Below are 25388 nucleotides of genomic sequence, written 5' to 3' on the forward strand. Positions count from 1 at the left end.
TGACACGAGGGGCTCATGGATACCAATACGCTTGCCATCTATATCCACGAACTGCGCAATCAGTGCCTGCACATCCAGACGGCGTACGATCTGTTCAACCAGGCCGCCCGCAACAGGGCGGGATCGGGTATTCTGTATGGCGGCCAGTTGGTGTTGAGCTCGGCAAGTCAGATTTCATCCATTCTGTGGCCGAGCCGTGCCCGTGCGCGCGGACGCGGTGACTCCCTGCGGTCGGTCCTGAAACTGACGGAAAAGCACCCGCTGAACGACCGCCGGCTCAGCGAACTGTGGGAACGGTCCGACGAAAAACTGGAAGAATGGATCGCGCGGACCAAGGGCAAACAGGTGGCCTTCGACTTTGTCGGCGACCCGACACAGCTTGGCGACGGTGTCGGCGACGACTGCATTTTCCGGGGCTACAATCCGAACACCCGCATCTTTTACCTGCGCGGGGTCGCCTACAATCTTCAGGCACTGGCCGACGCCATTTCCGATGTCGGCGGACGTGTCAATGCCGTCTACAAACAGCTTTTCCCGGAACAGGCCGCGCGTGAGGCCGAGGCCGCCGCCCGCGCCGCCGAAGCCCAAAAGGCCGCCCAGGAACAGGCCGCTCAGCAACAGGCCGCTCAGCAACAGGCCGCTCAGCAACAGGCCGCACAAGGACAGGCTGTCCAGCAACAGCCGGCACAAACAACGGGGCAGGCGGATGCAGGCGCCGACGTCGCACAGACAGCGGCGGCGCAGGAAGCCCCTGTCCCCATCGACCTGACGGACGGTTCAGAGAACGGCGGTGCACAGAACGACGGCGCCGGTGAAACGCCGGCCAAAAAGACACGCACCGCGAGCCGCAAAGCCCCGGCGAAAAAGACCGCTGCGGCAAAAGCCCCGGCAAAAAAACCCGCAGCGAAAAAACCGGCTGTCCGCAAAACGGCGGCAGGCAAAAAACCGGCCACCGCGAAAGCGGACAGCCCAAAGGCGGAGAGCTGACAGACCCGGCGCCCGGTTACGGGCAGTGGGCCGGCTGACAGAAACCTGACCGGTTGTCGTCCATCCATGGAAAATGCCCATGCATCGAAAATCATCGTCCTTGGCTCTTGGATTCCGGCTCGTTTTTGATTAAATATCATCATATCCGGTATTGATAAAATACATGATGCGGAGATCAAGGGATGATTGCACGGCTGGCCATGGGCGCATTTCTGCTGGCAGGACTGGCGGAACTCCAAACCGATTCCGCTTTTGCAACCGATTGCGGCGAACCGCCGATGCAAGGTCCGATCATCCCCAAGGGGGAAACGGCCACGCCGGACGACCTGCGCGTGGCACGGGAATCCATTGTCGTCTATTCCGGCAAGGTCGATACCTATCTGACCTGCATGGATCGGCGCGGCGCGCAATTGTCGCCTTACATGACCAAGGAACAGCGTTCCCGTTATGACGAGGATCTGAATGCCGTTCACGAAAGACGCCGGCAGGTGCAACTGGACCTGAACGAGCAGATTCGCGTTTGGCGGCGCAATCGCCAGAACGGCTGATATTCCGCCGCCAGACTATCCAGGACAAAACGGCGCCCGGTTTTCCGTGGCGCCTTTTTCATGACGGCCGGTTTCTATGTGCCGGTGCTTTGCCGCCCCGACAACCTGCCCGATACCGTTTGCCGCGAACGCCACAGCCAATAATAATGGCCAATAATAGTAGACCGGCAAGTCCAGTTTCATTGACAAGGCCGTACCCCCCGCCCATCATCACGCCACGGATCCATCCGCGCCCCGGACAATGGGCGCACATCAATGAAAACGCAAATTGGTCAACCAGGGGAGGGAACGCCATGCTTGCCAAACGGACCGTTTACGACGAAGAACATCATATTTTCCGCGATGCCGTCCGCAAATTCTATGAGCAGGAAGCCGCCCCCTACCGCGAGGACTGGTCCAAGGCGGGCCAGGTTCCGCGTGACTTCTGGAACAAGGCCGGGGAAGCCGGACTGCTGTGTCCGCAAATGCCGGAGGAGTATGGCGGTGTCGGCGGGGATTACCGTTTCAACTGCATCGTCAATGAGGAACAGGCCTATAACCGCGCCGGCGGCGCCGGGCTGGCCGTTCACAGCGATATTGTCGCGCCCTATCTGCTGAATTACGGCACCGACGCCATCAAGAAAAATATCCTGCCGAAAATGGCCACGGGCGAGATGGTCGGCGCCATTGCCATGACCGAACCCGGCACCGGCAGCGACCTGCAAGGGGTGCGCACCACCGCCCGGCGCGAAGATGGCGAGTATGTGATCAACGGATCGAAGACCTTCATCTCCAACGGTCAGAATTGCGACTTCGTCATCGTGGTGGCCAAAACCAATCCGGAGGAAGGCGCGAAGGGCACAAGCCTGATCATCGTCGAAGCCGACAGGCCCGGCTTCCGCCGTGGCCGCAACCTGGAAAAAATCGGCCAGCATTCCTCGGACACGTCCGAGCTTTTCTTCGACGATGTGCGGGTGCCGGTGGAAAACCTGATCGGCCAGGAAAATGCCGGCTTCGTTTATCTGATGCAGGAACTGCCGCAGGAGCGGCTGTCTATCGGTGTCATCGCCATGGCCGGGGCACAGCGCGCCTTCGACATCACCAATCAGTATATCAGGGAACGTCACGCGTTCGGAAAACCGATCGCCGCGTTCCAGAACACCCGTTTCAAAATGGCGGAAATGAAAACCGAGCTCGAAGTCGGCTGGGCGTTCATCGACCAATGCCTCGGCCGCCATATCGAGGGCAAACTGGATGCCGTCGGCGGTGCCATGTCAAAACTGTGGTGCAGCGAACTGCAGGGCCGGATCGCCGACCAGTGTCTGCAACTGCACGGCGGCTACGGTTTCATGGCCGAGTATGAAATCGCCCATCACTTCACCGATGCCAGGGTCCAGCGCATCTATGGCGGCACCTCGGAAATCATGAAGGAACTGATCAGCCGGTCCCTTTAGACTGGGACGGCCGCGGGAGGGACGGCCTGTCGGACTTGGCGACACCGCACCGCGTGTGCTAGGGGCGGGAGACCATCCTGGAAAGGTGCGGCCCCGCCGCATCTTTTCACGGCTGGCCTGCTCTTATGATCAACCGACACGCACTGAACCGGAAACGACCATGGCGCTTATGAAAGTCACCCTTCAGGCAACCCTGAAACGCGGCACCTTTTACTGGGTTGCCGACGTCGACGCCGATACGGAAGACGAGGCCGTTGTGGCGGCGGAAAATCTGTTCCTGGCGGAACTGGAAACAGCCGCCGACTGGTCCTTCAATGATTATGACGTCAGCCCTGCCTGAGGCAGGGCTCAACCCTCTGAACAGGGCTGCGGGTCATAGCCGATCCAGCGGCCAAGCGCGTCAAGCGATGTTTCCAGACGGCCCTGGCGCGCATCGGTGTAGAGAAAGGCCCAGAAACGGTCACGGTAAGCCGTCGCGCGTATCCATTCCATCATGATCACACGGGTCCGGCACGGCCCTTCGGGCACCAGTTCGATACGCATGCGGCGATCGTCCCGGTCCGATTGCTGGATGACCTCGAAGACCCTGGTGCGGACGACCTGTTCCGTCCTTTCAACGGCACTCCAGCGCCGGCCGTCCTCGCGCCAGAACAGCAACCGCGTCGAGGCGGGCTCCGCCGGCGCACCGGTCAGACGGGATATATCCACGATGCCCGCCTGCCAGCGCACCCGGTCCTGCGTGGTGGTCACCCAGGGCCACATCATCTCGGGCGTGGCCTCGAACACCCGCGCGCTTTCATGATAGACATCGCCGCCGTCGACCGCGGTGACGGCCCGCAGCAGCACCGCGACAAAAAACGCGGCCAGAACGGCAACCACGCTTTTGTGGTACAAATTCCAGTCGGCAAAGGGCAGTTTCGCGGCTTGCGCGTTCATCCGGATCAGAACATCCCTCTTCAGCTTCATGCGCGGCGCACTCCATACCCTTCTGTTCGGACAAGATGTGCAGGGATGCCCCTGCAAGCGGCCGGCACGCATATATCGGCGCACCGGGCTTGACCCTGTGGAAACGCCCCCATACCGTTGCCCCGGCCTGTTCGGACAGGGCAGTCATATCATATGGTGGGGAGGACCAAAATGACCATTACACTGATCACCGCAGGCCTGGCGGGTCTCATTCTGATCTGGCTGTCGCTCAAGGTATCCCTGTGGCGGGTGAAAACCAAAACCCTGATCGGCTCGGGCGGCTCCGCCGAACTGGAGCGCGCCATCCGCGCCCAGGGCAATTTCGTCGAATACGCCCCCCTGATGATGATCCTGCTCGGCCTTCTGGAAACCGGCGGCGCGCTGCCCCTGTTCGTGCTCATCCTGGCGGCGACGTTTCTGGTCGGACGGCTTTCGCATGCCCACGGTATCGCCAATTTCGCCAGGGAAAACGCCTTCCGCGCCGTCGGAACCGTCCTGACCTGGCTGAGCGTGGCGGTGGGCAGCCTCGCTGCGCTTCTGATCGGTTTCAACATCCTGTAAAAGGCTGTCCGGTGCCTCGGGCGCGGAAGGCAGAAGAGTTATGACCGCTTTTTCCCTGCGCCGCGCGCCCCTGGTCCTGTTGGACGACTGTCAATCGGCACGGGTAGACGGGCAGCAGGCAGGCGGGCGGCGGGAACGGGAAAGCGGTCTTCTGTTCAGCGATCCCGCCCATATCTTGGAAGCCCGCGGTCTCGATGCTATCCCGGACGCGCTGAACCGGATTGACGCACTGGTGGCGGAGGGCCACTGGCTTGCCGGCTGGCTGTCCTATGAATGCGCCGCCGCGTGGGAACCCCGTGTCCGCCGCGCCATTGAAGACAGCGCCGCAAAGGCGGGACGGCCGCCTTACGCACGGGAACCGCTGATCTGGATGATGGCCGTCCGGGCGCCGCACCGGGTCGATACGGAAAAACTGCTTCACGAGGCAGAGCGGGGCAGCCGGCGGCGGGCCGGACTGTCACTGGGCACGCCCCCCCTCAGTGCGGACGGATATAAAAGCCGGTTCGCCGCGTTGAAGGATTTCATCGCCGCAGGCGATGTCTATCAGGTTAATTTCACCATGGCGCTCGACGCCGCCGTGACCGGTGATCCCATCGCCCTTTACGGGGAAATCCGCCAGCATCAGCTGGCCCCTTACGGTGCATATATCGACACCGGCGACTGGCGGGTGCTGTCCGCCTCGCCGGAATTGTTTCTGGAACGCCGGAACGGCGGCATCCGCGCCTGCCCGATGAAAGGCACCGCCCGGCGCGGCGATAGCGGGGCCGAAGACGCGGCACTGGCGCATGCCCTGGCCGCCGACAGCAAATCGCAGGCGGAAAACCTGATGATCGTCGATCTTCTGCGCAACGATCTCAGCCGTGTGGCGGAGCCGGGCAGCGTCGCGGTGCCGCGCCTGTATGAGGTCAGCGCCTATCCCACACTGTTTCAGATGACCTCGACCGTCACGGCGGACCTGAAACCGGACCTGCCCCCGTCCGATCTGATCCGCGCGGCCTTTCCCTGCGGGTCGGTGACCGGCGCCCCGAAAATCCGCGCCATGGAGATTATCGCCGGCCAGGAAAACGGCCCCCGCGGTGTTTATTGCGGTGCCATCGGGTATTTCGGGCCCGAGGGACGGATGACACTGAACGTCCCGATACGGACTTTCGTTCTGGGGGCGGACGGACGGGGACGTCTGGGCATCGGCAGCGGTATTGTCGCCGACAGCCGCGCCCGCGACGAATATGACGAATGCCTGCTGAAGGCCGATTTTGCCCGGCGCGCATCCGTCGCGGACGGCAGCGACACATCAGGCGGCACGGATAAGCCAGATACAGGCAAACAGGACCCAGAGAAACAGAACAAAGACAAACAGAATACAGGCAAGCAGGACGCACCCCCCCGCTTCCGCGCCGGGACCGCCCTGATAGAAACCATGCGGCTGGACCCTGACGGACATATCCCGCGCCGGGACCGGCATCTGGCCCGCCTTGCCGCCAGTGCCCGGGCCCTGGGTATGATCAGCGATTCGGCCACAATGGAAAACCGAGTGGAAAACCAAGTGGAAAACCGAATCGCCCGGCATGTGGCCGCATTGGGCGCGCGGCGGCACACCCGCCGTATGCGCGTCCTGCTGGGACCGGGTGGCACGGTCAGCGTCACCAGCAAACCGCTGGACGGCACCCCCGATGGCGGGAAGGCGGATACCCCCCTGCCGGCGGTTGCCATTGCCGGAGACCCGCTTGACCATCGCGCGCCCCAGCGCCGGCACAAAACGACCGACAGGGCCATCTACGACATTGCCGCCCGCAAGGCCCGCGAGGACAATCTGGCCGACATCCTGTTTTTCAACACCGACGGGCTGCTGGCGGAAGGCGCGATCAGCACGGTTTTCATCGTCCGCGACGGCCTTTGGCGGACACCGCGAATCAGCGACGGCGCCCTGCCGGGCGTCTTGCGGGCCGAACTGATCGCCCAGGCGGACCCGCCGATTGAAGAAACGGCGATAACACACGATATGCTACGTCAGGCAGACCGCGTTTTTATCGGCAACAGCGTGCGGGGCTTGCGTGAAGTGACGCTGCGCGAAGAGATCGTGGCCTTGCCCGCCATACGCGGAGCGTCAGAGATGACAACAGACCGGACGAACAGGGAAGACGATTGATGGAACTGGCCCGACTCAAGGATGCACAAGGGATTTTCTGGGCGCTGGTGCGCGGGGAACGCTTCCTGCCCGTCGCCGATGCCGGCGGTGCCGCCGCCGATGACCTGTGCAGCCTTTTAAACACGGGTGATTTTGCAGCCATGGCCGGCGAGGCGGAAACCATCGACGCCTGGCAGTCCCTTGAAGATGCAAGCTATCTGCCGCCCCTGTCGGCGCGCAGCCGGATCCTGTGTGTCGGTAAGAATTATGCGGCGCACGCCCGTGAAATGAATATGGCGGAGGGGGCCGCCGCCCCTGCCGCCCCGGATATTTTTGTCCGCTTTGCCTCCAGCTTCACGGGCCATGGCGGCGCCATCGAGGCGCCGGAGGACGAATCGACCTTCGATTTCGAGGGCGAACTGGCGGTCGTCATCGGCACGGGCGGCCGTACGATCCCGGAAAGCCAGGCGCTGGATCATATCTTCGGCGTCACGACCGCCAATGACGGATCGCTCAGACGCACCCAGAAACGGACGAGCCAGTTCACCCTTGGTAAAAATATCGACCGGTCCGGGGCCCTGGGTCCCACCATCCGGCCGGTGGGCGATGTCGGCGATCTGCAAGCGCTCCGCCTGAAAACCTTTTTGAACGATCAGCAGATGCAGGATGGAACAACGGCGGACATGATTTTCAGTGTCGCGCGCATCATCGCCTTTGTCAGCAGCACGATGGCGCTGGCGCCCGGTGACATTCTGCTGACCGGCACGCCTGCCGGCGTCGGAGCCGCCCGCACACCGCCCCGTTTTCTCAAGGCCGGGGACCGCCTGTCGGTCGAGATTGAAGGCCTGCGCCCCCTTGAAGTCAGTGTCCGCGCGACGCCGGGCGCCCTGCTCTAAATCCCTTGTCCGGCTTGGCCGGCCCTTTCATCCGCGACCGGTTTCGGGATGATTTGAGACGACTTGGACATAGCCGTTAACGTCTTTTTTAGAGCTAGGGATTAGCCTCTCCCCTCAAGGCGAAAATCCATCAAAGCCTGTCTCATACATCAGTAACGAGTCCATGAATGAAACAAGGGTTCACTGGATGCATTCAGCTCAAAAAAACCGCACCGGGCCCATGGAAAATACCGGATACGACCATATTTCCGACGGCACACGGACACTTGCGAACACGCTTTCAAGCCACCTCGGCCTCAACAAGGCGCTGGAATTCTGCCGTGACAACCAGTGGCACGGCGTTCTCGCCGCGCTGGAGGAAATTCACAGCCTGACCGACGGCGACAGCTGATAAACGACCGGCGATAGCAACGGCCATACCGGCCGCGCGCTTCAAACGGCGACAAATGTATCCGGGTGCCTGACCGCTATCCGACCCTTTCTTTTACTTCCCACCTCAAAGAGTAAAGGCCGCAGCGCATCGTCGCCGCCTGTCGCCCGCTCGGACATCGTTTCCAGGCATAATTTCCCGGCATAATTTCCAGTCATCAGTCCAGGCCCCGGCACCTCACGCCGACCCTCGGTCTTGACAGGGACAACGCCGCGCTATGCCGTGATCCGTCCGCGACACGGCGACTCAAACCGGTTTGAATATTCACATTTTCCGGTCCAAGGGCGATGCGCCAACCTTCGATCTGGACAAAAGATTAGCCTGACGGCGGCACACGGTCAGGCTGAAAATAGTCGCCCCTTCATCGCGGGCGTGCACGCAAGTCCGCTCCGCCGCCATTCTTCCGGCCCGCCCGCAACCACAAAAGCCTATGGTATTGAAAGGGGTTGTGCGAACCCGACCGGCCCATCCGCAACTAAAAGAACGGCGTGAAATAAAATTACGCATGCACGTCCACAGAAGAAGTTAAAATTTTTTCTTGGAATCATTCGAGATTCTTGGATTATAAGCGCGAGCCGGGCCACCCGGTTAAATCTCGGCTTTTGCGCATGCATGTGGTTGGGGCTTTAAGAAACAGATCATCCGGCATCCTTCGGGGTGAACCGGACGACATATGCGAGGATGCTTCCGGCGGCCTTAGGGCGTCTGAGCTATTCCAGGGTGGTCGGCGCGATTGGGAGAGGTACGGGAAGGTCCCTTATTCAGTGTTCAGTGCAGGACTCAGCAACGGGCTTCTGCCCGGCAGGCGTTTTTGTGCATGAACCGTCTCTCAATGGATGGATGTGAAGATGCAGCCCCTTTCCGGGCGGGATCTTTACTTGGTTGAACCAGCCGCACAAGGGACAGCGTGCCCGACTGGCGGCGCAGTGGAAACCCAAGTGGGCAGAAATATGGATAAGGCTAAAGTGAAACGGATTGCTGTATCGACGGCAGCGGCGGCCTCGGTCCTTCTGGGCGCCTCGATCGCTCAGGCACAGGACGCACGTCTCGACGAAGTCGTGAAGGAAGTTGACCGCTCCAACCTGATCGCCCAACAATCCCAGCAGCGTATTGACGGGATCGCCGATGCGACCTCCCAATTGTTCGGGGAATACAAGGCGGTTCTGAAGACCAACGCCGGCCTGCGTGCCTACAACGCGCAACAGCGCCGCGTGATCGCCGAGCAGGAAAACGAAATCTCCAAAATCGAAATTTCCATCGGCCAGATTGACGAAATCAAACGTCAGGTCACGCCGCTGATGCTGGAAATGATCGAGAACCTCGAAGAATTCGTTCGCGCCGACGTTCCCTTCCAGCTTGACGAGCGTCTGGACCGGATCGCCACCCTGCGCGATGCCATGGACGACCCCAATGTGAACGATCCGGAACGCTTCCGCGTCGTGCTTGAGGCCTACAAGGCCGAAGTCCAGTACGGCCGTACGGTGAATGCCTATGAAGGTGTTCTGGATGATGGCCGTTCGGTCAATTTCGTCCGCCTGGGCCGCGCCGGCTTCTACTATCAGACCAAGGACGGCCGCGAAACCGCGGCCTGGGACGGCGACACGCAAAGCTGGCAGTCTCTCGGCAGCGAATACGCCACACCGGTCCGCCAGCTGCTGAAAATGGCACGCCGTCAGGTTCCCCTCGATGTTGTCGTGCTGCCTGTCAAAGCACCGCAAACCAAGTAACCGGCAACCAGAAAAGCGAGACGTAAGCGATGAAAACTCTGTTTACCACTGCCGCGCTGGTGCTTGGTGTTTCCACCCTGGCACAGGCGCAATCCGCCGACCTCGACGCCCTTTTGAACAAGGTGCGTGAAGGCCGCGTCACGGAAGAAGCCGAACACAAGCAGCGCGAAGCCGAATTCCTGCAACGCCGTGACCAGCAGCAGCAGTTGCTGCAACAGGCCCGCCAGGAACAGCAGCGCCTGGAACGCGAGGCCGAGCGCCTTGAGGAACAGCGCCGCGTCAATGAAGAGCGGATCACGCAGCTTCTTGAACAGCGCCGCGAACGCGCCGGTCAATTGCAGGAGCTTTTCGGCGTTCTGCAACAGTCCGCCGGCGATGCCCGCTCGATCATCTCCACCAGCCACGTATCCATCGACAACACCGACCGTCTTGACGGCATCAACACGCTTGTCGCCAAGGCTGCTGACTCGGCTGAACTGCCGACCCTGGACGAAATCCGGTCCTGGCCGACGCAGATGATGCTGGAAATGATCGAATCCTCCAAGGTCGTCACCTTCCCGCACGAAGTCCGCCGGACGGACGGCACCACGGAAGTGGTCGACCTGACGCGGATCGGTGATTTCACCATCCTCGGCGCCGGCAAATACTACACGCTGAAAAACGACGGCTCCGTCGAGGAACTCCAGCGTCAGCCTTCCGGCCGTATCACCGGCACGGTTTCCAGCTTCCAGTCGGCCACGTCCGGCATGGCGGCCATCGGCGTCGACCCGACGCGGGGCCAGATCCTCAACCTCGAAGTTGAGAAGCCGACCCTACAGGAACGTATCGACCAGGGCGGCACCGTGGGTTATCTGATCCTGGCACTCGGCGCCATCGGCGTTCTGATGGCCGTTGTTCAGTTCCTGTATCTGACGGTTGTCTCCGGCAAGGTCCGCAAGCAGATCCGCAGCGGCACCCCGTCCAAGGACAACCCGCTCGGCCGCGTTCTCTCCGTTTATGAAGAGAACAAGAATGTCGATGTGGAAACGCTGGAACTGAAACTGGACGAAGCCATCCTGAAGGAAACGCCCGCACTGGAACGGTTCCTGACCCTCATCAAGCTGATTTCGGCGGTGGCCCCGCTGTTCGGTCTGCTCGGTACCGTGACCGGGATGATCGAGACCTTCCAGGCGATCACGCTGTTCGGTACCGGCGACCCGACCATGATGGCGTCCGGTATCTCCATGGCGCTGATCACCACCGTGGAAGGTCTGGTCGTGGCCATTCCGACCCTGCTGCTGCACAGCTTCGTCTCGGGTGCATCCAAGTCGGTGATCCACGTGCTCGAAGAGCAGTCGGCTGGTATCATCGCCGTGCATGCCGAGAAGGAACATGCGAATGCTGGGGCTTAATGAAGCCTTTGACGCGATCCGTGGGTTCATGGAACGGGGCGGCGACGTCCTGTTCCTGATCCTGGTCGTCACCTTCATCATGTGGGTGCTGATCGTGGAGCGTCTCTGGTTCTTTACTCTGGAGTACCGCAAGCAGCGCAACCGCGTGATCGATGCGTGGGAAGCCCGCAGCGAGCGGAAATCCTGGTATGCGCATAAAATCCGCTCCGCCATGATTTCGGAGATCAACGACGCGCTGACACGCAATGTCGGCATGATCAAGACCCTCGTCGCGCTCTGCCCGCTTGTCGGGCTTCTGGGTACGGTGACGGGCATGATCGAGGTCTTCGACGTTATGGCGAGCCAGGGGTCCTCCAATGCGCGCGCCATGGCGGCCGGTGTCTCCAAGGCAACCATCCCGACCATGGCGGGCATGGTGGCGGCACTGTCGGGTGTCTTTCTCAGCACCTATATCGAGCGCCGCGCCAAGCGCGAATCAGACCGGCTGGAAGACAGCCTGACGATGGATCACTGATCCGGCGTCATGAGTATGGCCCCGGGCGCGGGGTCGGGTCCGACCACCGCGCCCGGGTTTACCCCCTTATAGCCGCCCGTCGGGCAGAGACCGTGCCCCGGCTGGCAAGTTTGGAGAGAACACATGCGCAAGTTCGCGAAAGGCGGTGAAGAGGCCGAAGTCAACATGACTCCGATGCTGGACATCGTCTTTATCATGCTGATCTTCTTCATCGTCACCGCGTCTTTCGTCAAAGAATCGGGCATCGAGATCAACAAGCCCGAAGACAACCAGACGGAAAATCCGCCGCCGCCTGACGAGGAGAAGCGGGCTATCGCTTTCGTTATAGACAATAACAATCGTATTACGCACGACTTCCGTACCATCGACATTTCGGCTGTTCCCTCTATTATCAAGAAGGAAAGCGTCGAACGTCCGGAAGCCCCGGTCGTCATCCAGGCGGCCGAAGGTGCCTACACCGGCAATGTCATCCGGATCTATGATGATGCCCTGGCGGTCGGACTGCCTGCGAGCAAGATTGTCGTGACGCCCAAGAAATAACCCCGACGGCGCGGATGCGAAGGGCGGGGCTCCTTAAGCTCCGAACCGGTTAAATCGCGCACCGCCAACGGGATGTGGAGAGGTTCCATGCGAGACCACGCCCAGAAAGATGAGGACGAAGCCGAGATCAACATGACGCCGATGCTGGACATCGTCTTCATCATGCTGATCTTCTTCATCGTGACCGCCGTTTTTGTGAAAGAGGCGGGCATTCAGGTTGAAAAGCCCGATGCGGAAATGGCCCGCATCCAGAAACAGGTCAGTATTCTGATCGCCGTTCGACCCAATGACGAGATCTGGATCAACCGCCAGAAGGTCGAACTGAACGCAGTGCGTACCAGCGTCGAAAAACTGCACGCGGAAAACCCGAAAGGGTCGGTCGCCATTCAGGCTGATGAGCGGTCGAAGGCCGGTCTGGTCCTGAAAGTGTATGATGCCGTGCGGGATGCCGGCGTCGAGCGCATTGCCATTGCCGCGGAGGTGAACTGATGCAGACACGTTATCTCCCCGCTCTCGGCCTGTCGGCTGCCGTAACCTTCATCCTGTTTTTCCTGATGCAGAGCCTTGTCGCCTATAATGACGAGGTGCTTCTGGATGAAGACCGCCAGCTGCGCTTTATCGATGTGGTCGAGGACATCGAGGAACAGCCGCCCCAACGGCGTGAGCGCGAAGTGGAAAAGCCGCCGGAAGTGGAAACCCCGCCGCCGGAACTGGACACACCGCAGGTTCAGGTTGACGGGCCCAACACGCTCAACCTCGGCATCGGCCCCGCGAACCTGGGATCCGGCGTGGATCTGGGCTCCATCGATCTCGGCCCCAGCGCCGACGGCGACTATCTGCCGCTGGTCCGGGTGCAACCGCAATATCCCCGCCGGGCGCAGGAACGCGGCATCGAAGGCTATGTCATCGTTTCCCTGACGGTGAATGAAGACGGCACCGTGCCGACCGAATCCATCGAGATCATCGAAGCGGACCCCAAAGGCTATTTCGAACGCGCCGCACGCGCCGCCGCCGGTAAATTCAAATACAAGCCCAAGGTGGTGAACGGCAAAGCGCAGAAAGTGACAGGGGTGAAATACCGCTTCACCTTCGATCTGGCCGATAACTGAGGCCGGCCCGGACGCCACGAAAGGCCTTAAAGATTAAGGCCAAGAGAGGAAAGTGACCGCGATGCCAACTGGCGACATGCCGCACGGCCCCCTGAACGGGGCGGTCACTTTCGGTTCCCTTTTACCGTGCGCCCGAAAACACTCGGGTCGCACGGTCCCTGAGACGGGATTGGCGGGGTCCCGGCCCCTGCCCATAAATCGTCACAGGACTGACGTATCATTCTGTTTTCAATCGGATTGAGGGACGGCAATGCGTGGTATGAAAGCGGATATGACGGGAATGAAGGGGCAAGCGATATGATGAGCCGCGTTCTGCTCGCAGTCGCAATCGCCCTGACAGGGACATTGTCCCTGTTCTTCATGATGGACGGCCTGGTCGCCCAGAATGATGAAGTCATCCTGGAAGAAGACCGCCAGCTGCGTTTCATCGATGTGGTCGAGGATATCGAAATTCAGGAGGCCCGGTCCATAGACCGGGACGTCAAGCCGCCGCCCGAAGTGGTGGAAGCGCCGCCGCAGGATCTGCCGGAGGATCTGCCGCAACAACAGTTCACCGGGCCCAACACGCTGAACATCGGCATTGGCCGCGCGAAAGTGGACAATGGTATCGAACTGGGCGGGCTGGACCTGGGGCAAAGCCAGGACGGCGATTATCTGCCTCTGGTCCGGGTACAGCCGCAATATCCCATGCGGGCCATGCAGCGCCGCGTTGAAGGATCGGTTCTGATCTCGCTGACCGTGTCGGCGGACGGAACGGTCGACAAGGACTCTATTATCATCCTCGAGGCCGTGCCCGAAGGTTTCTTCGAACGCGCGGCCATCGGGGCGGCCTCCAAATTCAAATACAAGCCGAAAATTGTGAATGGCAAGGCGCAGGCCGTGTCCGGCGTCAAGTATCGTTTTACGTTTGACCTGTCCAATGTTCTCCAGACAGGAGAGGAGTGAAGAAAATGGTTCGCATGAAATCCTTATCCATGATGGTTGCAGCGACCGCCCTGCTTGCCGCCCTGCCGACGGGTGATTTCGCCGGCATCGGCAGCAGTGCCGCCGGCGCGCAGGAGCAGCAGCAAAAGCCCAAGCAGAAAACCCGTAAGGTTCCCGCCATGAGCCTGGATGTGCACAAACGCATCCAGAAGGCGCAGGAAGCCATGGATGAAAAGAATTTTCCGGAAGCGAAAATCCGCCTGGCCGAACTGTTGGAAAGCACGCGCATCAACGACTATGAACGCGCCGTTGCCTGGCAGCTCAACGCCATGATCGCCTATGAGCAGGAAGACACTCCCGGCACCATCCGCGCCTATGAGGAAATCCTGTCCTACGCGGAATCCATCCCCGAGGCTCTGGAACTGCAAATCATTTTCGGCCTGTCGCAATTGTATTATTCGACGGAAAAATACGATCTGTCGCTGGAATATGTGAAACGCTGGGAATCCCGCACCGAGATTGTCGGCGTCAACCAGCTGATCTTCATCGCCCAGCTTTACTACACGCTGAATGATTACCGGAACGCGCTCAGCTATGCCTACAAGGCAATTTCCGATGCGGAAGCCGTCGACACGGTCGAAGTCAAGGAAAGCTGGTATCAGATCGCCCTGTCATCCCACTGGGAACTGGGTGAATTCGCCAATGTCCGCGATATCCTTGAAATCCTCATCATCAACTGGCCCAAACCGGTTTACTGGACCCAGCTTGCCGGTGTTTACGGCGAGTTGAAGGAAGAACAGAAATCCTATTCCATCACGGAAGCCGCCTACAAACAGGGCTTTCTCGATGACCGTCCGGTGCAGGTCGTCAACATGGCGCAGATCCTGATGGCCCGTCAGGCCCCGATCAAAGCCGCATGGGTGCTGGAGCGCGGTTTCAAGGAAGAACTGATCGAGGACAATGTCGACAACAAGAAGCTTCTCGGCCAGGCCTATCTGGTTTCGGCTGAATATGCGAAATCCGTCGGCCCGCTGACCGAGGCGGCCAACGGTGAAGAGGACGGTGATCTGTGGATGCAGGTTGGCCAGGTCAACATGCAGCTGGACCGCCTGGATGACGCCGAAGCCGCCTTTGCCAATGCGGAAAAGCAGTTCCGCGAGGACGACAAGAAAACCAAGGCCAAAAAGAACCGGTCGCGCATCTTCAATGCCCTGATGCAACGCTCGGGCGCCCTGATCGAGCTGAAGAAATATTCCGAGGCCGAGCGTGTGCTGAACATGGCGAACCGCATGGCGGATTCCAGCCGGGAACGCGGCAGCGTGCGTGGCTGGCGCGATTATCTCAGGGCGGAAAAAGCCCGCGAGGACATGCTCGCCGGCCGCTGAGGCAAGCCCGTACAAATCAAATCCGACAAAACCGCCTTCCGTATTGGAAGGCGGTTTTTCATTGTCTGACCTGCGCATACGGGCAAGCACCGTAACACGCGCCCCGAAAAACGGACCCGGCCCGGAAACGGAACATGGCATCGCACCGGCATGAAATTTCACGGCGACAGCGGTAACCCGCCCCTGTGAAAAATCAAACCGCTCCGTGACTGACTGGTCAGTCAACGGGTGCTCTTATGAAGAATCTGTATCGCCGACCTAAAGGGCTGATTGATCCGGCAAACACACCACATACTATGGGGACTGCGCCAAGGATTAAGAGGCCACGGCGGCAAGAGGTCACGATACGGTTTTGTGTAGGAGTGGTGCCCCCGGCCCGACTCGAACGGGCACGCCCAAAGGACACTTGATTTTGAGTCAAGCGCGTCTACCAATTCCGCCACGGGGGCCCGTGAGGACGGGTGCATCATACTCATTGCCCTTGAACGGTCAAGAAAGGAAGAAACAGGCGTGATACGATCCCTTTACGACTGGGCCATGCGCCGTGTCAGCGGTCCCGGAGGCGAGCGTTGGCTAGCCGGCCTGTCCTTTGCGGAATCAAGTTTCTTTCCCATACCGCCCGATGTGCTGCTCATCCCCATGGTGCTGGCCGACCGGGACCGGGCATGGCGGCTGGCGACCGTGACGACCGTCGCCTCGGTCATCGGGGCCGGACTGGGATATCTGATCGGCGCCTTTTTTTATGAAGCCGTCGCTGAACCCCTGATCACCCTTTACGGCTATGACGCCAAAATGGCCTCCTTCCGGGATTTGTATGCCCGTTATGGGATCGCCCTTATTCTTGTCGGCGGTCTGACCCCCATCCCCTTCAAGGTGATTACGATTTCAAGCGGACTGGCGGGGCTGAACCCGCTTGTTTTCATGGCGGCCTGCGTCCCGGCCCGCGCTCCGCGTTTCTTTATTGTCGCGGCACTTTTATGGCGGTTCGGTCCGCCCATACGCGCCTTTGTCGAAAAACGCCTGGTGAGTGTGATCACGCTTGTCACACTCGCCGTCATCCTTGGTTTCGTCGCATTGAGGTTTTTGTGATGTCCCTGTTGCATACGCTGAAAGATTTTCTGCAAACGCGTCCCGTGCCGGCAGCCGTATTGGCGGCGGCGGCGGTGCTGGCGGTGGCGTACGGTTTCCAGCTGGCGGGGTATCCCCCGTGTGAAATGTGTTACTGGCAGCGTTATCCCTATATGGGGGTCATTCTCATCGGCCTTGTCAGCCTGCTCCTGAAACAGGACGGAAAAGTCTGGCCCGTGTTTGCCGCCGCCGCCCTGTTCGAGGTGACAGGCTGGATCGCCGGTTTTCATGTGGGCGTGGAACTGGGCTGGTGGGAAGGGCCGACAACCTGCACCGGCCTGCCGGATCTCTCTGGCGATCCCGGCGCCGCCCTTGAGACGATCATGACGGCACCGCTGATACGCTGCGACGAAGTGGCGTGGTCCTTGTTCGGCATCTCCATGGCAGGCTATAATTTTATCGTCGCCATGATCCTGGCCGGTGTGTTCGCCGTGCTGGGTTTCAGAAGGATGAAAACAGCATGACCGCAGCCAAAACGGCCGAGGAAAAGACCGAAGACGCCACCCCCGAACACCCCCTGCCCGGAGACCGCGCGTGGGAGGATGAAGTGGCGCGCATGATTCGCGTCGACCATGCCGGGGAATTCGGTGCCGTTCATATTTACAGTGGCCAGTTGGCCGTTCTCGGCGACAAGCATCCGCGCTCCGGCCTGATCCGCCATATGAAGGAACAGGAAGACGTTCACCTGGACCGCTTCAACAGGATCGTGACGGAACGCGGCGTGCGGCCCACCGCACTGTCACTGCTTTGGGCGCCCGCCGGCTTCGCGCTGGGTGCCGTCACCGCGCTGATGGGCGAAAAGGCGGCCATGGCCTGCACACAGGCGGTCGAGGATGTCATCGACACCCATTATGAAGAACAGCGCCAGCGTCTGAAAGGCAAGGACAGCGAGCTTGAAGGCGTGATCGAACAGTTTCAGGCCGAAGAGGTGGAACACAAAACCCTGGCCGAGGAACACGGCGCCGAGGATGCCTTTGCCTATCCCCTGCTCAGCGGTTTGATCAAGACCGGTTGCCGGACCGCCATCTGGCTGGCGAAACGGGTCTGATCACCCGCCGGAACACACGGCCTGTCGGGAAAACACTTCGCCCGATCAACGCTTCAGCCAGTCAATGCTTCAGTCAGTCTCGGCTTCATTCAATCGTCATGGGCCCGTTGGGCGTTTCCAGAACAACCCGGATGTCCGGTGCGGCGTCCTTCTCGATAAGGATGGGAAGGCTCGCCCCCTCGACAAGGGGATCCAGTTTCGCGGCGGTTTTGCCTGACAGGATCAGATGGCGAAGCCGGACCCCTTGCGGCGAGGTTTCAGCGGGATGCGGCTCTGACAGCCACCGGATGGCAAAGGCAAAGGTCCCTTCGCCAAAATCCAGACCGGACAGATTGACCGTCCGCCATTTCAGCCGGGTCCCGTCGGGCTTTTCACGCCCCCCGTCGCGTGGCGCGCCCACGGACAGCCCCAGCATCTTCAGGGTCTCCGCCGCCTCGTCGCTGTCCCGCATGCCAAAGGCAAAACCGGCCACCGTTCCACGAGCATAGGTCGGGGCCTGATCGCCCAGCATGTCCAGGCTGACACCCTTTTTGGGACCGACGATTTCCAGATAGGAACACGGGCCGAGCGCCACCAGAAAATTGGCGGTGGTGCCATTGGTATGTTCGCCGCCATAAGCCGGGCGCACACCCGCACGGGCGGCGAAATCGGCGGCGGCCGTCTCCAGGTCCGGCACCGTCCAGACAATATGGTCAAGGGAAACGGCACGATCCGGGCAGTCGGCGGCGGCCGCGCCCGTGACGGCCATGAAAATCATGGCGAAAAAGGCCCGAAGAAGCCAGCGAGGCCGGAGAGAAACGGATCTAACTTTCAAGTTCGGTATCCCAGTAAAGATAATCGCGCCAGCTTTCATGCAGATAATTGGGCGGGAAACCACGGCCGTTCTCGTGAAGTTCATAGGTGGTCGGCCGGTACGGCCAGCGTGTGGGCCGCATATCCGCTTCCTTCGGGGTGCGTCCGCCCTTCTTCAGGTTACAGCTGGCGCAGGCGGTCGTGATATTCGTCCAGCTGGTCACACCGCCCTGCGCCCGTGGCACGACATGGTCGAATGTCAGATCCTCCTCGCTGCCGCAATACTGGCAGGAAAACTGATCGCGCAGAAAAAGGTTAAATCGCGTAAAAGCGGGAAATCGCGGTTGCCTGATAAATTTCTTCAGGGCGATAACGCTGGGAAGTTTAATGGCGGTGGACGGCGAATGCACTTCGCGGTCATATTCGGAAACGATGGTCACTCGATCCAAAAAAACGGCCTTTAGGGCCGTTTGCCAGTTCCATAGACTTAAAGGGAAATAACTGAGCGGCCTGTAGTCCGCATTCAGCACCAGCGCCGGACAACTCTCCGGCGAGGGTATCGGACTGGCAAAATGAACGCCCATCGGCGAACCTCCCTTATCCGAGCGGCCCGAAACCAAACCGGGGCATGCTGTCGCCGATGCTGTCATATGACAGGACAAGCATGTCCCCTGATGGTGCCGCGACGCTGACACCATCAAGATACAGTGTTACATGGCGATGACAAAAGATTATCTTGTGTCTGAATCAGTGATTCGCACTATGAGTGAGTCTTTTATGCAACGCGGATTCGTCACAGCGAAAAAGGTCTTTCCTTTGTCGGCAAAGTGTCCAAGGGTGCCATCATCATGATGTCCACGGCCGCACCGCAAACGCCATCAAAGCCTGTCGGGCGCATTGTCACCCGGTTTGCGCCCAGCCCCACGGGACTGCTTCACAAGGGGCACGGTCTGTCGGCGCTGATCGCCCATGGCGTCGCCCGGCGGCTTGGCGGCGATTTTCTCCTGCGTATCGAGGATATCGATGCGGGGCGATGCCGGCCGGAGTTCGCAGCAGCTCTGGAACGGGACCTCACGTGGCTGGGGCTGGACTGGCGGCGCCCGCCGATGAAACAGTCGGACCGTTTCGGCGCCTACGCCGCGGCCCTTGACCGCCTGAAAGCCGACGGCCTGCTCTATCCGTGCTTCTGCACCCGCCGGGAAATCCGTGAGGAAATCGCCCGCAGTCCGTCCGCCCCGCACGGCCCGGACGGACCGCTTTACCCCGGCACCTGCCGGTTTCTCAGCCATCGGGAACGGACTGAAAAGCTCGCTTCCGGTATGGCGCACGCCTGGCGTCTGGATGTCCGCGCGGCAACCGACAGGCTGGATCAGCCGCTGGCCTGGGACGATCTGGGCGCGGGCATCCGCAAGGGCGACCCCGAATGCTTCGGCGATGTGGTCCTCGCCCGCAAGGACACCCCCACCAGCTACCATCTCGCCGTGGTCGTCGATGACGCGGCGCAAGGGGTCAATCTGGTCACGCGCGGCCGCGACCTGTTCGAGGCGACGCATATCCATGTGCTGTTGCAACGGCTGCTGGACCTGCCCACACCCCGCTATTTCCATCATGACCTGCTGACGGATGATGACGGGCGCCGCCTGGCAAAGCGCGACAAGTCCGCAACGTTGGAGACTATGCGCGCGCGCGGCATAAGCGCCGAGGCCCTTTCACGGGACCTGGCGCCTATGGTTGAGGCGGCCATGCATGCCATTACACGACGCTTCGCGGCCTAAACGCGTCTCGATCCTTCAGGGATTTGCCGGATTCCAGTCGGGCAGGGCCGGTGCGGACGGCAGGCCCAGTTCCTCGCGGCTTTCAAAAAAGAAGTTGTTGGCCGGCCAGTCATATTTCGGGTTTCCCACCACCATGTTGCCGCGCACGATCGGGGTCGGCATCGTGTCGCCCACAAGAATGAACTCGGAGCCGCCGGGACGATCCGTGATGACCATATTGCCGACCACGGACAACTGGTTCGTGGCAAAGCGCTGGGCATTTTCCACGCCAAAGGCAATGAACTGCCAGTTGACGCTGTTCGGGCCTTCAATCAGTAGATTTTCCCGGATTCTGACGATGCCGCCGTCGGAAATATCGATCAGACGGCTGTCATCTCCCAGCAGGGATGCAATCACGCTTTTCTCGATCAGGGTTTCTTCCGCCCGGCTTTTGATACCGTGTCCCTGATCCTTGGATGACAGGATAAAGGTCCGGCGCACGATGAGCTTGCCGCCATTGACATAAATCGCATGGGCCTGGCCGCGTTTGCCGTTGCGCTCGAACCGGCTGTCCTCGATCAGGATGGTGCCGGCACGGTCCCAGGCCAGAAGCCCGGATTCATTGTCATGGAAATGTATCTTGCGCAGGGTCAGATCGCCGCCCTCGTGGCGGACACAACTGCCATTGCCGTCCGGTACGGTTATCTTCCGGCAGGCGATATTCTCAATGGTCACATCGTCCGCCTGGACAACGATGGCCGCCTTGTTGTCGGCCGCCGTTCCCTGAAGAACGGTTTGCGACGTCCCGTGGATCAGAACGCCGTTGCGCTTCAAAATCCCCGCCGTCTCGAAAACACCGGGACCGAATCGCACGATGCCGCCATCCGCCACCAGATTGAAGGCAAGTTGCAGGTCACGGACAATCCGGCCATTGACCCAGATCTCGCCTTCGCCCGGCAGGGTCACCGGCTCCTGCGCCAGGGGTGGCCGCATGACGGCCACCATCAGTGCTGTAAGACCCAGCAGGGTTTTCATGACATGTCGCATCATGGTTTCTTCATCCCCCCCCTCATCAGTCCGAGAGGTTACAGGCCCCGTCCGTGATCAGGTCCAATCCTTCTGATCCAATCCCTCTGGCCGGACACGATCGGCAAACCGCCCGGCCAGTGTGCTGGGACAGTCTGTCGCTGTCAAAGCTTTCGGCTGGACGGACCGGGCCACATTTCTATATTGGTTCCTCTCCCTTCAGTACACGGGAACCCGCGCTTATGAAAATCCTGCTTATTCTTGCCGCGCTGCTGGCGATCGTCACGCTGGCGATTTTGCTTGTCGGTGTCGCCGGCATGGCCCGCGGCGGCGATTTCAACAAAAAATACGGCAACAAGCTGATGCGCTGGCGCGTCATCGCCCAAGGGGCCACCATTTTGCTGTTATTTCTTTTGGCACTGGCCGCCACCGCCTGAAGACACATATTGCCTTAAACTGCATATTCACAAGGCCGCCTCCGCTTCACAAGACCGTCTCTGGTTCACTAGACCATCTCTGGCGGCCGGGACCGGACAGATACGGCCGAGACAAGGATAAACCATGGTCAAGCTGACGAAAATATACACACGCGGCGGCGACAAGGGCGAAACCTCGCTTGTCGATGGCACGCGGCTGCCCAAGAACGCCGCCCGCATCGAGGCATACGGAACCGTTGACGAGGCAAACGCGACCATCGGTCTCGCCCGTCTCCACACGAAAGGCGATGATGACGACGCGCTTATGCGGATCCAGAACGACCTGTTCGATCTGGGCGCCGATCTCGCGACCCCCGGCAGCGACTTCACCCCAGGCGAGATGACGTTGCGCATAACGGACACGCAGGTCACGCGGCTGGAACATGAAATCGACACCATGAATGAAAGTCTGGAACCGCTGACAAGTTTTGTCCTGCCGGGCGGAACGCCGGCCAGCGCCTATCTGCATCTGGCCCGCACCGTGGTGCGCCGGGCCGAACGCCTCGCCATTGCCGCCAGCGCGCAGGACAGCATCAACCCGGCCGCCATTCGCTATCTGAACCGGCTGTCGGACCACCTGTTCGTCATGGGCCGGCGTCTGAACGGCAACGGCGCCGAGGATGTTCTTTGGGTGCCCGGCAAAAATCGCGGTTAAGACGCATTGTGCGGCGCATTGACTCGGCATTTATGATGATTTATCGCTGAGACCCCCTCGCGGTCACAGGGCGTTCGCGCCAGTCGGAAAACGGGCTGAAACGCCTGCGGAAGACCCGGCGCACATGGTACCCGGCTGCAGGTTCAATCAGACGTCCGAACCGGCCGTGACAGGACCCGGCCGGGTGGACAGTGGGTGTCGCGCGCGGCTTTCCCGCTGGCTTTAAACAGGCAGGGCGGGCAGGCCCCGGCATGCAAAACCGGGAGAGGAGATCCCATGAAAATTCTGGTCCCCGTCAAACGGGTGGTCGACTACAATGTGAAGGTCAGGGTTAAGTCCGACAACACGGGTGTCGAACTGGCCAATGTGAAAATGTCCATGAACCCCTTCGACGAAATCGCCGTGGAAGAGGCCATTCGTCTGAAGGAAGCCGGCAAGGCGGAAGAGATCGTCGTTGTCTCCATCGGCCCGAAAGCGGCACAGGAAACATTGCGGACCGGTCTCGCCATGGGGGCGGATCGCGGTATTCTCGTCGTCCATGACACGGAGACCGAACCCCTTGCCGTCGCCAAGGTACTGAAAGGCGTGGTCGAGGCGGAAACGCCGGATCTGGTCATCCTGGGCAAGCAGGCCATTGACGATGACTGCAACCAGACGGGTCAGATGCTGGCCCAACTGCTCGGCTGGTCACAAGGCACGTTCGCCTCGAAAGTGGCGCCCGAAGACGGACATATCTCGGTCACGCGGGAGATTGACGGCGGTCTCGAGACGGTCAAGCTGGCCATGCCGGCGGTTGTCACCAGCGACCTGCGCCTGAATGAGCCGCGCTATGCCACCCTGCCGAACATCATGAAGGCCAAGCGCAAGCCGATCGACGAGAAAACGGCCGGCGATTACGGTGTCGACATGACACCGCGGCTGTCCACCCTGCGTGTCGAGGAACCGCCGAAGCGCGAAGCGGGGATCAAGGTTGAAAGCGTCGCCGATCTTGTCGGCACTCTGAAAGAAAAGGGGTTGATCTGATGACTGCTCTGGTAATTGCCGAACATGATCAGTCCGGCCTGAAGGACGCCACCCTGTCCACCGTGACGGCAGCCAAACATTTTGGCGACGTGCATCTTCTGGTCGCCGGCGAAAACGCTTCCGCGGCAGCCGAGGCGGCGGCGAAAATCGATGGTGTCGGCAAGGTTCTTCATGCCGATGACGCCCTGTATGCCCATTCGCTTGCCGAAGAACTGGCCGCGCTGGTCATTTCGCTTGCCGACGATTATGACGCCATTCTGGCACCGGCCACCACAACCGGGAAAAACTTCCTGCCGCGCGTTGCCGCCGCACTGGATGTCGCGCAGATTTCCGACATTATCGAAGTGGTGGACGCAAACACCTTCAAACGCCCCATTTACGCGGGCAACGCCATTGCCACGGTCCAGTCGTCGGACAGCCGGAAAGTCATCACCGTGCGGGCAACCGGCTTCGACAAAGCCGCTACTGAGGGCGGCAGTGCAGCGGTTGAAAGCGTGACGGCCGCCGAGAAAGCCGGCAAATCGGAATATGTCGGCGCGGAACTGTCCGAATCCGACCGTCCCGAACTGACGAGCGCGAACATCATCGTCTCCGGCGGGCGCGGTATGGGCTCGGGCGAGAATTTCGCCCTGATCGAAGCCGTCGCCGACAAGCTGGGTGCCGCGGTCGGCGCGTCGCGCGCCGCGGTGGACGCCGGCTTTGTGCCCAACGATTATCAGGTCGGCCAGACCGGCAAGATCGTTGCGCCGGAACTGTATATCGCCGTCGGCATTTCCGGGGCCATCCAGCATCTCGCCGGGATGAAGGACAGCAAGGTCATCGTCGCCATCAACAAGGACGAGGAAGCACCGATCTTCCAGGTGGCCGACTATGGTCTCGTGGCTGATCTGTTCCAGGCCCTGCCGGAACTTGAACAGTCGCTGTAAAAGCCAGGAACGGGCATGGTGTGACACTGTGCCCGTCTTTTTTTGATCCCGGTCTTCTTATCCCGGGCTATTCCCTTTATTGTTCCATTTTGGCAATGATCTAGATCGGAATGGGCAAAATGATAAAACAGGTCGGGATCGTCGGCGCGGGACAGATGGGCGGAGGGATCGCCCAGGTCTGTGCCGTGTCCGGTTTCAAAGTGGTTTTACACGATATCAGCGCGGACCGCGTGGAGGCCGCGCTGCATCTTGTCGGTGACAATCTGGACCGGCAGATCGCCAAGAACCGTATAGACGCGTCCCTGCGCGAGGAGGCCCTCGCGCGTATTCACACCGGCCTGTCTCTCGGCGATCTAGCCGATTGCGATCTGGTGATCGAGGCAGCCACCGAGGATGAAACCCTCAAGACCAAAATCTTCAAGGATATCAGTCCCCTCTTGAAGCCCGAGGCGTTGCTGGCCTCCAACACATCCTCCATATCGATCACACGTCTGGCGGCGGCGACGGACCGCCCTGAAAAATTCATGGGTGTGCATTTCATGAACCCGGTCCCCGTGATGCAGCTGGTCGAGCTGATCCGCGGGATCGCCACCGATGACGCGACCTTTGAGGTCGTTCAGCAGTTTGCCGTCAGCCTGAACAAGACCACCGCCATCGCCGAGGATTTTCCCGCCTTTATCGTCAACCGGATTTTGATGCCCATGATCAATGAGGCGATCTATACCCTTTACGAAGGGGTCGGCAATGTGGAGGCCATCGACACGGCCATGCGGCTCGGTGCCAATCACCCGATGGGTCCGCTGACCCTTGCGGATTTTATCGGTCTCGACACATGTCTTGCGATCATGCAGGTTCTCTATGACGGGCTGGCGGACAGTAAGTACCGGCCCTGCCCGCTGCTGGTAAAATATGTGGAAGCCGGCTGGCTGGGGCGCAAAACCGGTCGCGGTTTCTATGATTACCGCCGCGAGGACAGCCCGGTGCCCACACGCTAGGCTGTACAGCGCACCCTGAACAAGGCTGT

The 25388-nt window shown here is 60.4% G+C and carries 29 protein-coding genes and 1 tRNA gene; 25 read left to right on the forward strand and 5 right to left on the reverse strand.

What is annotated here, in order from left to right; translation table 11 throughout:
- Nucleotides 1–15: 15 nt before the first annotated feature.
- The 4 genes from BXY39_RS19550 to BXY39_RS14865 all read left to right on the forward strand — a co-directional run bounded on the left by BXY39_RS19550 (nucleotide 16) and on the right by BXY39_RS14865 (nucleotide 3308).
- Nucleotides 16–987: a hypothetical protein gene (locus BXY39_RS19550; protein ID WP_211332275.1), complete on the forward strand. Its 972-nt coding sequence runs from the start codon at nucleotides 16–18 to the stop codon at nucleotides 985–987.
- A gap of 182 nt (nucleotides 988–1169) precedes the next feature.
- Nucleotides 1170–1535 carry a hypothetical protein gene (locus tag BXY39_RS14855; protein ID WP_121939686.1) on the forward strand — a complete coding sequence of 122 codons (366 nt, stop codon included), beginning with the start codon at nucleotides 1170–1172 and terminating at the stop codon, nucleotides 1533–1535.
- Nucleotides 1536–1828: 293 nt separating this feature from the next.
- Nucleotides 1829–2968 carry an acyl-CoA dehydrogenase family protein gene (locus BXY39_RS14860; RefSeq protein ID WP_121939687.1) on the forward strand — a complete coding sequence of 380 codons (1140 nt, stop codon included), beginning with the start codon at nucleotides 1829–1831 and terminating at the stop codon, nucleotides 2966–2968.
- A 160-nt stretch (nucleotides 2969–3128) separates the two neighbouring features.
- On the forward strand, nucleotides 3129–3308 hold the full coding sequence (locus tag BXY39_RS14865; protein ID WP_147453601.1) for a hypothetical protein: 180 nt from the start codon (nucleotides 3129–3131) through the stop codon (nucleotides 3306–3308).
- Nucleotides 3309–3316: 8 nt separating this feature from the next.
- On the opposite strand, the gene BXY39_RS14870 is transcribed toward BXY39_RS14865, so the two are convergent.
- Nucleotides 3317–3934, reverse strand: a complete 618-nt coding sequence (locus BXY39_RS14870; protein WP_121939689.1) for an SRPBCC family protein — start codon at nucleotides 3932–3934, stop codon at nucleotides 3317–3319.
- Nucleotides 3935–4105: 171 nt separating this feature from the next.
- Between BXY39_RS14870 and BXY39_RS14875 the strand changes: the two genes are divergently transcribed.
- The 12 genes from BXY39_RS14875 to BXY39_RS14930 all read left to right on the forward strand — a co-directional run bounded on the left by BXY39_RS14875 (nucleotide 4106) and on the right by BXY39_RS14930 (nucleotide 15536).
- Complete coding sequence (locus tag BXY39_RS14875) at nucleotides 4106–4495, forward strand: MAPEG family protein (RefSeq protein ID WP_170163869.1); 390 nt, start codon at nucleotides 4106–4108, stop codon at nucleotides 4493–4495.
- Nucleotides 4496–4535: 40 nt separating this feature from the next.
- Nucleotides 4536–6641, forward strand: a complete 2106-nt coding sequence (pabB, locus tag BXY39_RS14880; RefSeq protein WP_121939691.1) for an aminodeoxychorismate synthase component I — start codon at nucleotides 4536–4538, stop codon at nucleotides 6639–6641.
- Nucleotides 6641–7516, forward strand: a complete 876-nt coding sequence (locus tag BXY39_RS14885; protein ID WP_121939692.1) for a fumarylacetoacetate hydrolase family protein — start codon at nucleotides 6641–6643, stop codon at nucleotides 7514–7516. Before pabB ends, BXY39_RS14885 begins: the two co-directional genes overlap by 1 nt.
- A gap of 220 nt (nucleotides 7517–7736) precedes the next feature.
- Complete coding sequence (locus BXY39_RS19395) at nucleotides 7737–7907, forward strand: hypothetical protein (RefSeq protein WP_170163870.1); 171 nt, start codon at nucleotides 7737–7739, stop codon at nucleotides 7905–7907.
- Between the two features lie 989 nt (nucleotides 7908–8896).
- Nucleotides 8897–9673 carry a DUF3450 domain-containing protein gene (locus BXY39_RS14895; protein ID WP_170163871.1) on the forward strand — a complete coding sequence of 259 codons (777 nt, stop codon included), beginning with the start codon at nucleotides 8897–8899 and terminating at the stop codon, nucleotides 9671–9673.
- A 29-nt stretch (nucleotides 9674–9702) separates the two neighbouring features.
- Complete coding sequence (locus BXY39_RS14900; protein ID WP_121939695.1) at nucleotides 9703–11064, forward strand: MotA/TolQ/ExbB proton channel family protein; 1362 nt, start codon at nucleotides 9703–9705, stop codon at nucleotides 11062–11064.
- A complete protein-coding gene (locus BXY39_RS14905) occupies nucleotides 11051–11578 on the forward strand; it encodes a MotA/TolQ/ExbB proton channel family protein (protein ID WP_121939696.1) in 528 nt (175 codons plus the stop codon). The genes BXY39_RS14900 and BXY39_RS14905 overlap by 14 nt, the downstream gene beginning before the upstream one ends.
- A gap of 123 nt (nucleotides 11579–11701) precedes the next feature.
- Entirely contained in the window at nucleotides 11702–12118 is a 417-nt protein-coding gene (locus BXY39_RS14910; RefSeq protein ID WP_121939697.1) for an ExbD/TolR family protein, read from the forward strand.
- 87 nt (nucleotides 12119–12205) lie between these two features.
- Nucleotides 12206–12607 carry an ExbD/TolR family protein gene (locus tag BXY39_RS14915; RefSeq protein ID WP_121939698.1) on the forward strand — a complete coding sequence of 134 codons (402 nt, stop codon included), beginning with the start codon at nucleotides 12206–12208 and terminating at the stop codon, nucleotides 12605–12607.
- Nucleotides 12607–13227, forward strand: a complete 621-nt coding sequence (locus tag BXY39_RS14920) for an energy transducer TonB (RefSeq protein WP_121939699.1) — start codon at nucleotides 12607–12609, stop codon at nucleotides 13225–13227. Before BXY39_RS14915 ends, BXY39_RS14920 begins: the two co-directional genes overlap by 1 nt.
- 297 nt (nucleotides 13228–13524) lie before the next feature.
- Complete coding sequence (locus BXY39_RS14925; RefSeq protein WP_147453602.1) at nucleotides 13525–14172, forward strand: energy transducer TonB; 648 nt, start codon at nucleotides 13525–13527, stop codon at nucleotides 14170–14172.
- Between the two features lie 14 nt (nucleotides 14173–14186).
- Nucleotides 14187–15536, forward strand: a complete 1350-nt coding sequence (locus BXY39_RS14930) for a tetratricopeptide repeat protein (protein ID WP_121939701.1) — start codon at nucleotides 14187–14189, stop codon at nucleotides 15534–15536.
- Between the two features lie 363 nt (nucleotides 15537–15899).
- Here BXY39_RS14930 and BXY39_RS14935 read toward each other — a convergent pair.
- A tRNA-Leu gene (locus BXY39_RS14935) sits at nucleotides 15900–15985 on the reverse strand.
- Between the two features lie 61 nt (nucleotides 15986–16046).
- On the opposite strand from BXY39_RS14935, the gene BXY39_RS14940 reads away from it, so the two are divergent.
- Genes BXY39_RS14940 through BXY39_RS14950 form a run of 3 tightly spaced genes read left to right on the forward strand, consistent with a single transcriptional unit; the run spans nucleotide 16047 to nucleotide 17712 of the window.
- Nucleotides 16047–16625 carry a YqaA family protein gene (locus tag BXY39_RS14940; RefSeq protein WP_121939702.1) on the forward strand — a complete coding sequence of 193 codons (579 nt, stop codon included), beginning with the start codon at nucleotides 16047–16049 and terminating at the stop codon, nucleotides 16623–16625.
- Nucleotides 16625–17128 (forward strand): disulfide bond formation protein B, encoded by a 504-nt coding sequence (locus BXY39_RS14945; RefSeq protein WP_121939703.1) that lies wholly within the window; start codon nucleotides 16625–16627, stop codon nucleotides 17126–17128. The genes BXY39_RS14940 and BXY39_RS14945 overlap by 1 nt, the downstream gene beginning before the upstream one ends.
- Nucleotides 17125–17712, forward strand: a complete 588-nt coding sequence (locus BXY39_RS14950) for a demethoxyubiquinone hydroxylase family protein (protein WP_121939704.1) — start codon at nucleotides 17125–17127, stop codon at nucleotides 17710–17712. Before BXY39_RS14945 ends, BXY39_RS14950 begins: the two co-directional genes overlap by 4 nt.
- An 85-nt stretch (nucleotides 17713–17797) precedes the next feature.
- Here the strand turns inward: BXY39_RS14950 and BXY39_RS14955 are convergent, their stop codons facing one another.
- Nucleotides 17798–18526, reverse strand: coding sequence for a VOC family protein (locus BXY39_RS14955; RefSeq protein WP_211332276.1), 729 nt, complete (start codon nucleotides 18524–18526; stop codon nucleotides 17798–17800).
- Nucleotides 18516–19088 (reverse strand): HNH endonuclease, encoded by a 573-nt coding sequence (locus tag BXY39_RS14960; RefSeq protein ID WP_121939705.1) that lies wholly within the window; start codon nucleotides 19086–19088, stop codon nucleotides 18516–18518. Before BXY39_RS14960 ends, BXY39_RS14955 begins: the two co-directional genes overlap by 11 nt.
- 264 nt (nucleotides 19089–19352) lie before the next feature.
- Here BXY39_RS14960 and gluQRS point away from each other — a divergent pair, with 264 nt between their 5' ends.
- Complete coding sequence (gene gluQRS / locus BXY39_RS14965; protein ID WP_121939923.1) at nucleotides 19353–20279, forward strand: tRNA glutamyl-Q(34) synthetase GluQRS; 927 nt, start codon at nucleotides 19353–19355, stop codon at nucleotides 20277–20279.
- A 15-nt stretch (nucleotides 20280–20294) separates the two neighbouring features.
- Here gluQRS and BXY39_RS14970 read toward each other — a convergent pair whose 3' ends face one another.
- Nucleotides 20295–21308 (reverse strand): right-handed parallel beta-helix repeat-containing protein, encoded by a 1014-nt coding sequence (locus BXY39_RS14970; protein ID WP_121939706.1) that lies wholly within the window; start codon nucleotides 21306–21308, stop codon nucleotides 20295–20297.
- Between the two features lie 218 nt (nucleotides 21309–21526).
- Between BXY39_RS14970 and BXY39_RS14975 the strand changes: the two genes are divergently transcribed.
- The 5 genes from BXY39_RS14975 to BXY39_RS14995 all read left to right on the forward strand — a co-directional run bounded on the left by BXY39_RS14975 (nucleotide 21527) and on the right by BXY39_RS14995 (nucleotide 25359).
- Complete coding sequence (locus BXY39_RS14975) at nucleotides 21527–21721, forward strand: twin transmembrane helix small protein (protein WP_121939707.1); 195 nt, start codon at nucleotides 21527–21529, stop codon at nucleotides 21719–21721.
- A gap of 124 nt (nucleotides 21722–21845) precedes the next feature.
- The gene (locus BXY39_RS14980) at nucleotides 21846–22415 is read left to right on the forward strand and encodes a cob(I)yrinic acid a,c-diamide adenosyltransferase (RefSeq protein WP_121939708.1); all 570 of its coding nucleotides are present in this window, start codon (nucleotides 21846–21848) and stop codon (nucleotides 22413–22415) included.
- Between the two features lie 276 nt (nucleotides 22416–22691).
- Nucleotides 22692–23438 (forward strand): electron transfer flavoprotein subunit beta/FixA family protein, encoded by a 747-nt coding sequence (locus BXY39_RS14985; RefSeq protein WP_121939709.1) that lies wholly within the window; start codon nucleotides 22692–22694, stop codon nucleotides 23436–23438.
- Complete coding sequence (locus BXY39_RS14990) at nucleotides 23438–24364, forward strand: electron transfer flavoprotein subunit alpha/FixB family protein (RefSeq protein WP_121939710.1); 927 nt, start codon at nucleotides 23438–23440, stop codon at nucleotides 24362–24364. The genes BXY39_RS14985 and BXY39_RS14990 overlap by 1 nt, the downstream gene beginning before the upstream one ends.
- Before the next feature lie 119 nt (nucleotides 24365–24483).
- Nucleotides 24484–25359, forward strand: coding sequence for a 3-hydroxybutyryl-CoA dehydrogenase (locus BXY39_RS14995; RefSeq protein WP_211332277.1), 876 nt, complete (start codon nucleotides 24484–24486; stop codon nucleotides 25357–25359).
- Nucleotides 25360–25388: the final 29 nt, after the last annotated feature.

Origin of the sequence: Eilatimonas milleporae, assembly GCF_003688555.1 — a bacterium.
In the GTDB taxonomy this organism is placed as follows: Bacteria; Pseudomonadota; Alphaproteobacteria; order Sphingomonadales; family Kordiimonadaceae; genus Eilatimonas; species Eilatimonas milleporae.